This is a genomic window from Allgaiera indica (assembly GCF_900106675.1).
GTDB lineage: Bacteria > Pseudomonadota > Alphaproteobacteria > Rhodobacterales > Rhodobacteraceae > Acidimangrovimonas > Acidimangrovimonas indica.
Window position 1 is genome coordinate 1 of the sequence record NZ_FNOB01000046.1, and the last position, 9,029, is coordinate 9,029.

The 9,029-nt window shown below is 58.3% G+C and carries 10 protein-coding genes; 7 read left to right on the top strand and 3 right to left on the bottom strand.

Going from position 1 to position 9,029, the window contains the following annotated elements:
• Positions 1–434: 434 nt before the first annotated feature.
• Positions 435–857, top strand: coding sequence for a hypothetical protein (locus BLV97_RS20980; protein ID WP_143037595.1), 423 nt, complete (start codon positions 435–437; stop codon positions 855–857).
• Positions 858–971: 114 nt separating this feature from the next.
• Here the strand turns inward: BLV97_RS20980 and BLV97_RS20040 are convergent, their stop codons facing one another.
• The 3 genes from BLV97_RS20040 to BLV97_RS20050 are packed head-to-tail and all read right to left on the bottom strand — an operon-like array spanning position 972 to position 4,529.
• Positions 972–2,078 (bottom strand): TniQ family protein, encoded by a 1,107-nt coding sequence (locus BLV97_RS20040; RefSeq protein ID WP_081824991.1) that lies wholly within the window; start codon positions 2,076–2,078, stop codon positions 972–974.
• Complete coding sequence (locus BLV97_RS20045) at positions 1,979–2,860, bottom strand: TniB family NTP-binding protein (protein WP_035841063.1); 882 nt, start codon at positions 2,858–2,860, stop codon at positions 1,979–1,981. Before BLV97_RS20045 ends, BLV97_RS20040 begins: the two co-directional genes overlap by 100 nt.
• 1 nt (position 2,861) lies before the next feature.
• Positions 2,862–4,529 carry a Mu transposase C-terminal domain-containing protein gene (locus tag BLV97_RS20050; RefSeq protein WP_176992676.1) on the bottom strand — a complete coding sequence of 556 codons (1,668 nt, stop codon included), beginning with the start codon at positions 4,527–4,529 and terminating at the stop codon, positions 2,862–2,864.
• Between the two features lie 131 nt (positions 4,530–4,660).
• Between BLV97_RS20050 and BLV97_RS20055 the strand changes: the two genes are divergently transcribed.
• From BLV97_RS20055 to BLV97_RS20080, 6 genes are all read left to right on the top strand, one after another.
• Positions 4,661–5,665, top strand: coding sequence for a hypothetical protein (locus BLV97_RS20055; protein WP_081824993.1), 1,005 nt, complete (start codon positions 4,661–4,663; stop codon positions 5,663–5,665).
• A 456-nt stretch (positions 5,666–6,121) separates the two neighbouring features.
• Positions 6,122–6,376 (top strand): PepSY domain-containing protein, encoded by a 255-nt coding sequence (locus BLV97_RS20060; protein ID WP_035841084.1) that lies wholly within the window; start codon positions 6,122–6,124, stop codon positions 6,374–6,376.
• 4 nt (positions 6,377–6,380) lie between these two features.
• The gene (locus BLV97_RS20065; protein ID WP_051645976.1) at positions 6,381–6,956 is read left to right on the top strand and encodes a cytochrome b/b6 domain-containing protein; all 576 of its coding nucleotides are present in this window, start codon (positions 6,381–6,383) and stop codon (positions 6,954–6,956) included.
• Complete coding sequence (locus BLV97_RS20070) at positions 6,953–7,549, top strand: helix-turn-helix transcriptional regulator (protein WP_143037596.1); 597 nt, start codon at positions 6,953–6,955, stop codon at positions 7,547–7,549. The genes BLV97_RS20065 and BLV97_RS20070 overlap by 4 nt, the downstream gene beginning before the upstream one ends.
• The gene (locus BLV97_RS20075; RefSeq protein ID WP_035841086.1) at positions 7,546–8,250 is read left to right on the top strand and encodes a VIT1/CCC1 transporter family protein; all 705 of its coding nucleotides are present in this window, start codon (positions 7,546–7,548) and stop codon (positions 8,248–8,250) included. Before BLV97_RS20070 ends, BLV97_RS20075 begins: the two co-directional genes overlap by 4 nt.
• Positions 8,251–8,531: 281 nt before the next feature.
• Positions 8,532–8,987 carry an RNA polymerase sigma factor gene (locus BLV97_RS20080; protein ID WP_092164223.1) on the top strand — a complete coding sequence of 152 codons (456 nt, stop codon included), beginning with the start codon at positions 8,532–8,534 and terminating at the stop codon, positions 8,985–8,987.
• The last annotated feature ends 42 nt before the right edge of the window (positions 8,988–9,029 follow it).

A 9,029-nucleotide genomic window follows, 5' to 3' on the forward strand; every position in this document is an offset into this window, starting at 1 on the left:
CCAGACCAGGAACCGCGCCATGTCGTCCGTTCACGCAAGAGGGGGGTGCTTGGCGGCATCTTAATCGTGAGCTTCCTCGAGCACCATTAAGATCGGTAGCGCCTAGCCGACCGTCGGCTGACGCTTCGGAGGCGTCGAAGTTATGCAGAGCCGACAACAAAGGCTTCCGCACAGCTGTTCCTGGATCAGGGTGTTCACTTTTTCGCACTATTATCAATGCATTAATTTCCTCTCTGCTAACCGGAATAGGTTGCAGGGGAGGTCTGTGCGTGTAATCTGACTTGTGGACGGCACTGGCGGCGCAACTCTATGGCGCAAGAGGGCAAAGCGGTCTGCCGTTCCGCTTTCAGAAGACGCCGCGGGACCCTTCGATCGGCTCCACGTTTGCTAGAGCAAAGCCGATCGGATCGAGCGGGAGCGGCGATGGAGGCCCTATGGACGAACGCGAAAGCTATGTCACACCTGAAGCACTTCAGATTATGCGGCGCTTTCCCGCACTTTTTAGCACAGGCCCATGGACGACGAGCAAGACACTCTTGGGCTGGGGCTTCTCATGTGGGCTGGGATGGTATCCAATTATCGAGCGTCTAAGCACTGATCTCTCCGAAATCGTGCGGGAAGACCAACTAAGCTGGTTTCAAGTATCCCAGGTAAAACAGAAGTTTGGTGAGCTTCGCTTCTACGTTCGCGGCGGGAACAACCGCACCGCGGCTCGGATACGCGAAGCAGTGGAAGAGGCTGCAACGACCTGCGAACGCTGTGGCCATCGCCCCGCCGAACTTCACAACATAGGCGGCATGCTGGCAACCTATTGCCCAGCCTGCTGCGCAGAAGTCGCGAAGGTTGGGCGGTCATGAAAAGCAGCCCTTTGGGAGCGCCCAAAGCAGCCGGGCACGTGAGGTGCGGCATCACTATGGACATAGCTGGCCGCTCTGCGGTGACTAATGCGCGCCGGGCTCGTGTTGGAGTCTTCAAAGACCCTTGCGATCGAAGACGCGATCAGCAGCCTTTAGAATGTCTATTAAATCTATCGTCGGAACCTTTTCGACGACACCTTGGTTCGCGGCACCCGCAACGACGGTCGCCAGTTTGTCGTGAAGAGCGACGTGCGACTTGGACGCAGTGGCGATGAGGGCCCAGTATCGAGAGGAAGCGCGTGATCCTGCATAGGTCCTCGGTAGATCGCCATCGGCTAGCCGCTGGAACAGGCGATATCGTTCTCTCAACGGCAGTCGCTGTAGCGGACGTGGCGGCAATCCATTCGATGGAAAGCGACATTGCGCCAGTGGATCTAGGATAGATCGACCATTCGGCGCGCGATGGCCTGCTGAGTGCAGACGGAGGAGATCGGCGACGAGCCGCTCAATGCGCAGCACGGGTGGATTGCTCTTCGCCGTAGGTCGCGCAAGGTCCGAATAGCAAAAGCTGCAGAGGCGCTGCCCGACAAGCCGGTTCTGCCTGAACGGTGCGAGACCAGACCCGCAATTCGGGCACCTGTCCCTCAGTCGGCAACCGTGTCGTAAACACGTGACGCGGGTCGCAAGCGTCCATTCGCGCCGGTATTGAGGGCTTTCATCCTCGGCCAGGCACATCGGACAGAACTGCAGCCAGAACGGCTGGGAGGCCTCTTTCAATTCCATGCTCGGAATTGGACGCAACGGCAGACGTAATTGGGCCAACGGGTCCGATACGAGGGAAAGCGCAGCGATATCGACGCGCGGCACGTCGGTGTGTTTTTCGAGCAGATCTAAGATGGGAGTGGGCAACGTCCTGTCGAGCTTGGCCGACCAGTTCACAGCATGCAGCCCCATGACAGTCCCGAAATGTCTTGGAGGGATCCCATTGGCATACGCGAGACGGTGTAGCCAACTCGACAATAATTCACCGGGTTGCGGCAAAATGGAGACGGGCCATTTCTGACCAGCAACCCCGGCGTAACGGCGCCCTAGAACAACTGGAAAAGTCTTCTGTAGACCACTCACATCATCTCTTCTCTGAACGCCGCATTGCGTCGCTGCGAAACCGGCACGTATCGTAGCGCTTTCAGGGTCCGGGCGGTGATTTTCTTTTCGCCGCATGAGATAGCTGCAAGGGCTGCACGCGTCACAATCTCAACGATCTCACCTATCAAACCTTCGGAGAGGCCATGGATTGCTCGTGCCATAGGTTCTCGGGACAAGCCTGAAGGTTCAGGCAGCGGTATGCTGGCCTCGAGGCTATCGAGGAGAACTGCAAAATCCTCATCATAGCTCCATCTTGGGACCGGGATCGTATCAAAGCGCGAACCCATTTCCTCAGTGTCATGAACCGCGTCGTAGACAGCAACCTCGCCAACAAGCACCGGCGAAATATCATGTTCCCGCGCTATACGGCGCAAGAAGGAGAAGATTGCCTTTACGTCCTGCTGCCGGCCACGCAAGGCACTATGGAACTCGTCGAAGATCAACATTCGTGGCTGCAGCGCCTCCAAGAGATGGTCGAGTTGTTCGCTTGCCCGAGGCAGATTGCGCCAGCCGGCAGCCTCCGGAGCACGCAGCCCGGCGAGAATGCTGGCGTAGAAATGCGCCATACCCGCTCCCTCCCTAGTCTGGATGACCCAGACTTGCTGTCGATCCGCTTTCCGAAGGTGCTCGATCGCGAAGCGCTCGATAATCATGGTCTTGCCGTTGTGGTAGGCCCCGGTCAGCAATAGGCCGCGTGGGCGCAAGGATTTGGGGCGTTCCAGCAGCTGACGCATGGCCTCATGGGCAGACTGGGCTGCGGGATACCCTATCCAGCGCGGAGAGCGGATATGTGCAATCCGAGTAGCGGCGTCTGCCTGCAAGAGCGGGACCGTCGCGGCAAGTAGATGATCTGTCACACTACCAATCCTCAATCGGGAAGATCCGCCGGGAGCGGTTGGGGTCTGGGCCTTGGGGTTTAGGCCTGGTTTCGGTGCCAGGGCCTTCATGCGGCTTTGTGGCCGCCTCGGCGTGCCGAGCCCGGGTAAGCTCGCGCAATCGTTTCTTATCAGTTTTCGCTTTCTTTGCAGTCTCGGCTATTTCGCGCCGGATGGACACCCGTTCGACGGGGTCGCGTCTCCCCCGCTCTCGTAGGCGGTGACGCTCTTCGCGATGCTGCCACAGGGTGACTGGCGCTTTGAGACCATCACGCCGCGCCACGGGTCTCCACGCTTTCGTGTCGGGATCCTTGACGTATATGCGGCTTATGTTCCTGGGGTCATAGCACAGTTCGAGGGGGAGCAGGCGGTCCCTGCGAGCAACCAGCGGACCTAGCCAAGGTTCGAAGTAGTCGACGGCAAACAAGCTAACACCTTGGGGAGTAATCTGCCGTTCTGCACGAGGAAGAAAGTTCAGAAGAACGTTGACAGGATCGTCCTTCAGACCGTCCATGACTTGATGCCGGTTCTTCCACTCATCGTCGGGGACCGTAAGACTCCGTTCGTTTTGGCTTTTATTGTGATCGATGACCGCCAGCGCTATGCACCGTTCAAGCTCTGCGAAGGTAAGTCGTGCTTTTTCTTCCGACGGGTATTCATCACGATCTGCAACGGAACGCCCGGTCTTTCCAGGTAACGAACGCAAGATCGTGTTCACCTTGCCCAAGAGCCGCTCTACAACACCGCCATGATGGACAGTGCCCTTGTTGCGGGGCTTGATGGTGATGCCATAGTCTGCGCAACCCCGCGAGAAACTGTTTCCCTTAAACTCTTTGGCGGAGTCGACTACGACGACCTTTGGGCGCCCCTGCATCGGCCACGCGTGATCGATGCCACGATCTTGAAGCCACGTTTTCTTGTCGCACAAGGCATGTGCCAGGCACAACGCGACCGACAAAGTTGATGGGCGCTCCAGCGTCAGGCACAGTCCAATAATTGCTTTCGTCGCGACATCTGCTGCGATCGTCAGGTATGGACGCCCGACAAAGACGCCTTCTCCATCGATGACTTCGATGAAATTGATATCCGCAGGTGTGTGGTCGATCTGGACGACGTCGAGTGGATGATCCGCTCGAATGTATCCTGGTCGCGGCTTCAGCCGACGAAGATGCTTACTGTTCGACTGCCGCCGTCGGGCAATTTCTTCTGGCGTAAAGAGGCGTGGGATACGCTTTGCGACACTGAAATAAGAGGGTGGGGCAAGGTTCTGTTGCGCGCAACGCGCACGGATTTCGTCGACGATTGGAGCAAGATCAGGCTGCTCCTTAGTGCGCCAAAGTTCGCGCAGAGTTTCTGCAATGATGCCCTCCACACGCTCACTGAGCCGTGGTTGTCTCTGCGGACTTGTCCTGCGCAAGAGGGAGGACACTCGTCGCTCTTCACGATAACGCGCCAAGTGGTTGTAAATTTGGCGGCTCGACAACTTCAGTTCACGGGCGGCGCGGTTGATGGCAAGGTGTTTTGGCTCCGTGCTAGCCAAGACCTGGTCCAATTCGGCCGCTATCCGGACAGCCTTCGACCAGGCTTCATCCGTTGGACGATCCTCCCCTGACAGAGAGCCCGCCTTAGGTTTAGAGGTGCTTCGTGCCATGCTTGCCGCTTTCCCAGCCCCGACTGAAATAGTCTGCCAAAATTGAAATTTTTAGCCAAAAATTGAAATTTTAAGCCACAATCTGAGCACATTTTTCAGGAATTTCCAAATGAAATCTTCTACTTCCCCAAATTGAAATTGTTAACCAGAAGCGACACTGGTTTCTGCCGGGACCACTCGAAGAAGAACCGGATGATTTGCCACCCGGGCCACGGGCAGAACCACCTGACACCGCTGTCATCGGCGACTGGGCAAAGGCGGAAGAGGCTCACGCTGCTCGACTGGCACGGGTCGCTGGAAGTCTGGGTGCTCTGGATGACCGGCTGCTGCGCGGCCCGGAAGGCTGGCGGCATCGCCTCGCTTTGATCGAGGCAGCGAACCTCAGCTGGTTCGCAGGGGTCCGGGTGAGTTCTGATCGTCTGGCGCTCTGGGTATCGATGCGGCTCTCGGGCGCACAGGATAATCCAAATGCCCTTGCACGCGTTGGATGGGCTGTTCGGCGCCTGACAGGCGGTCCCGGACCGGAGGCTGACTTGGCCGCCTTCCTGGATCGCCGTGATCCCGAGACCATTGAAGACAGCTCTGATCGTTTCGAGGATCGCGCGGGCGCATGGCTGGATGTAATGACAGCCGCAGCCGAGCTCCACCCGATCACCCGGGCTTGCATGGGTTTTCATCTCTGGAGCCTGGCGGGACTCGGTGGGCAGGGCGATCAGATCGAAGCCGCCGTCACCGCGTCCAGGATCGCGGCCAGCGATGGAAGCGGCGCCATCTTCGCACCGCTCGCCATGGGCGGGGCAGGGGGGCTACGTGCCTCGGGCTTGCCGCCCGAACGTTTGGCCCGCTGGCTGGATGGGATGAACAGCGCAATTCTAACGGCGATGCGAACACTTGACGATATTGAAGCGTGGACGGGTCGGGCAGAAAACGTCATGGCGCAATTGTCTGGCCGCACGCCGGTCGCGTTGCGAAAGGTTTTCATGGAGTGGCCTTTGGTGACTGCCCCAATGGCTGAGTCTGTGACCGAAGCCAGCCGTGCCGCCGTTCAGCGCAATCTGGCGTGGATGGAGGCAAGCGGTTTGATCCGAGAAGTGACAGGGCAAGGGCGGTATCGAATGTGGTCTCCCGACCTTTGAATTCGTCGCGCATTGCCAGTTCCACATTCTGCGACTAGCGAAGACGGAAGTTGGTCAGTCCAAGCCGACAAATAGCGGATCAAGGTCATCCCCGGCCCCTGCAACGGGGTCGCCCATGCCCGCCGAAGTCGGAGGGGTAGTCACATATTCGGTGCGCGCATTCCAGCCCCAGCGTCGTGTGACCGATCCCGAATACGTCCGCAAGCTTGGTCTTGATCCGCTCTTTGATTGCGTCCGCCTCGCCCCAGCGGCAAGCAGAGGACAATTCCGATCACAGCTGCAGTCCAGACCACGTACAAGAGCCAAATTCGGCTATAAGCTGGCGCTTATTCGGTGTCTCCTAAGCTGCGTGTCACTGGTCTTGCCACGTCAATCCCCCGAAATGACAGCAAGCGACAACATGGGTTGCCGCGTTTCGGCACTGTCCATTCGGTGCCTCACCAAAGGAACTGACACATGCGCAAATTCGCACTGATCGCCCTGATGGCATTTGCCACACCCGCCCTCGCCGAAGACGTGACGATGGACAGCATCCTCGGCACCACGATGCAAGAGGTCCAGGCCTCGCTGACCGCCATGGGCTACGAGGTCCGCAAGGCAGAGATGGAAGACGGTATGATCGAGGTCTATTTCGTTCGCGACGGCAAGATGGGAGAGGTCTACGTCAATCCCCAGACCGGCGTCGTAACGAAGCTCGAACTGAAGAGCTGACGCCATGGTTGCCATCGAGCAAAGAACAAGCGGGCGCGCGAGCGCCCGCGAGGTCGCCGTCTGGGACCCTCTGGTGCGGCTGATCCACTGGTCGATTGCACTCGCCATCCTGCTTAATGGCGCGATCGTAGAGGAAGAAAGCAAGGCCCATGAGTGGATCGGCTACATCGCCTTGGGTCTTGTCGCTCTGCGCTTGATCTGGGCTCTGATCGGGCCGAAACATGCACGCTTTTCCGCCTTCCCGCCCAGTCCGGCACGCGCCTTCCGACACCTGCGCGCGATGTTCGGCGGGGACAAGACAGTTCACCTGTCTCACAACCCCCTTGGCGCACTGATGGTCTACAACATCTGGGCGAGCGTGATCGCCATTGGTGTGACCGGCTACATGATGACGACGATCACCTTCTTTGGCGTGGAGTGGGTCGAGGAAGCGCATGAGGTCATTTTCGGTTGGCTCTTGGTCTCGGTTGCGCTGCACGTTGCGGGCGTTGCTTTCGATACATGGTGGTCCGGTGTCAATCTGGTCCGCGCCATGATAGATGGCAGAAAGGCAATTCCCGAAGGACGTGAGGTGCAATGAGGCTAGGGTTCAGGCCTACGAAAACGAAGGAAAGGCGCGCAACGGTTCTTGCGGGCCTTATCCTTTTGCAAGGTCTGTCAGCCCTGTTCTTTGTCGGTGACGTGTTTTTCGATTTTCGGGACAACGGGCATCTGGACAATCCACACCTGCTCCTTGAGTCGATCGCCGCTGTTGCCCTGATTGCCGGCGTAATCTTCCTGATGATCGAATTGCGCAGACTGCTGTCCCGGATGTCGGACATGCAGACCGGCCTCGATATTGCTCATGGGCACATGGCAACGATCGTCGAGGAATTCTTCGACGAGTGGAACCTGACCAGAGCGGAGAAGGACGTTGCCATCATGATCTTGAAAGGGTTGGACAATGACGCGATTGCACGGGTCCGAAACACCGCCTCGGGGACAGTGCGGGCCCAAGCGACCAGTGTCTACGCCAAATCACAGTCAGACGGGCGCGCGCAATTCATCAGCCTCTTCGTTGAAGAATTGATCGCCGGCAATGAACGCCTGCGCACTGGCGCCGAGTACGGCCCGGAAAGCGAAGTCATCACGGATCATTCACCCGACCGCAATTTGTGCAAAGAGAAGACATGACCAATCCAAGCGCGCATCCCGACGATCCCCACTATGTTACCCGCAGCGGCTGGTTGCGCGCTGCGGTTCTGGGCGCAAATGACGGGATCGTTTCCGTTTCGTCGCTCGTCGTCGGCGTTGCCGCCGCAGACCCCAGTCCGAGGGCAGTTCTGATCGCGGGGGTTGCCGGTCTGGCGGCCGGTGCGATGTCGATGGCGGCTGGCGAATACGTCTCGGTGTCGTCGCAGTCTGACACCGAACGCGCGGATATAGAACGCGAAAAGCGCGCACTCAAGGAAACCCCGGAAGCCGAACTCGAAGAACTCGCCGCGATCTATCAGGAGCGTGGCCTCAGCGAGAAAACGGCGCTGGCCGTCGCACAGGAGCTGACCGAGAACGATGCCCTGGACGCGCATATCCGGGATGAATTGGGTCTCTCGGAGGTGCATGCAGCCAATCCGCTGCAGGCCGCAATGGCATCCGGCGCGACTTTCAGCGTCGCCGCGGCCATTCCGGTACTTGCCGCATACCTTGCGCCGGCGACTGCGATTATCCCGACGGTATTATTGGTCACGGTGATTGCATTGGCGATCCTCGGCGCGCTCGGGGCCAAGGCCGGGGCCGCGCCGATGCCGCCCGCGATAATGCGCGTCGTCGGGTGGGGCGTATTCGCGATGGCCGTGACGGCCGCAGTCGGCTGGTTGTTTGGCGTGAGTGTCTGACGGATGCACCTGCGACTCGGTTCTTGGGCATAGCCGTTGAGTTGTTAGGGACGGATCAAACCCCATGTCTATGTTGCAGGGGCTCGTCAAGCTCTAAGCGATAACGACCCGTCCGGCCCCGCGCAATGCAAGCGGTCCAGATCAACCAATGGCCGGATTGGGACCGATGAATTTTCATTGCAGAATTGATTTGGATCAATGGTGCAAATCCAAACTCAACCTATGCAACTCCAAGGCTGGAATTTCCCAGATACGTGATTCCCGGATTTGGAGGGTATGGAATGATTTCCGTGAGCCAAGTCGATAATCGAAAAACCGACGGCAACAAAGAGCAACTTGGAGAGCAGCTATTGGCATGCCGATCGGCTTTCCTCGGCTTCCTGATCAAACGCTTGGGAAATCGCACCGATGCCGAGGACGTGCTTCAGGATTTCTGTGTTCGAGTTTTATCGCGAACCAACCAATTGCGAGACGCAGAGCGGATGGATGCCTGGCTCTACGCGGTGCTGCGTTCCGCATTGAACGATCATTTTCGCAAGGTTGGACGGAGGCGCCGTCTGAACGAAGCAGTTGCGCAGGAATTGACGACTGCAGAACACTACGATGAAAGCCTCGAGAATGAGCGGAGTGTTTGTCATTGCCTGCCACATCTGGTGACCGAACTTCGACCTTCGGATGCTGCTTTTGACCTGCCCCCGATGAACCGGGCCATTCAAAAGGAGAGTTTGTTCTCGTAGCGTTCATAGCAGCGAGGAGAACAGACGATGCGCAAATCACGT

Excerpts from the sequence above, each read along its gene's own strand:
- BLV97_RS20980 (WP_143037595.1), top strand. The coding sequence starts at position 435 with ATGGACGAACGCGAAAGCTATGTCACACCTGAAGCACTTCAGATTATG.
- BLV97_RS20040 (WP_081824991.1), bottom strand. The coding sequence starts at position 2,078 with ATGCGGCGAAAAGAAAATCACCGCCCGGACCCTGAAAGCGCTACGATA.
- BLV97_RS20050 (WP_176992676.1), bottom strand. The coding sequence starts at position 4,529 with ATGGCACGAAGCACCTCTAAACCTAAGGCGGGCTCTCTGTCAGGGGAG.
- BLV97_RS20060 (WP_035841084.1), top strand. The coding sequence starts at position 6,122 with ATGCGCAAATTCGCACTGATCGCCCTGATGGCATTTGCCACACCCGCC.
- BLV97_RS20065 (WP_051645976.1), top strand. The coding sequence starts at position 6,381 with ATGGTTGCCATCGAGCAAAGAACAAGCGGGCGCGCGAGCGCCCGCGAG.
- BLV97_RS20070 (WP_143037596.1), top strand. The coding sequence starts at position 6,953 with ATGAGGCTAGGGTTCAGGCCTACGAAAACGAAGGAAAGGCGCGCAACG.
- BLV97_RS20075 (WP_035841086.1), top strand. The coding sequence starts at position 7,546 with ATGACCAATCCAAGCGCGCATCCCGACGATCCCCACTATGTTACCCGC.
- BLV97_RS20080 (WP_092164223.1), top strand. The coding sequence starts at position 8,532 with ATGATTTCCGTGAGCCAAGTCGATAATCGAAAAACCGACGGCAACAAA.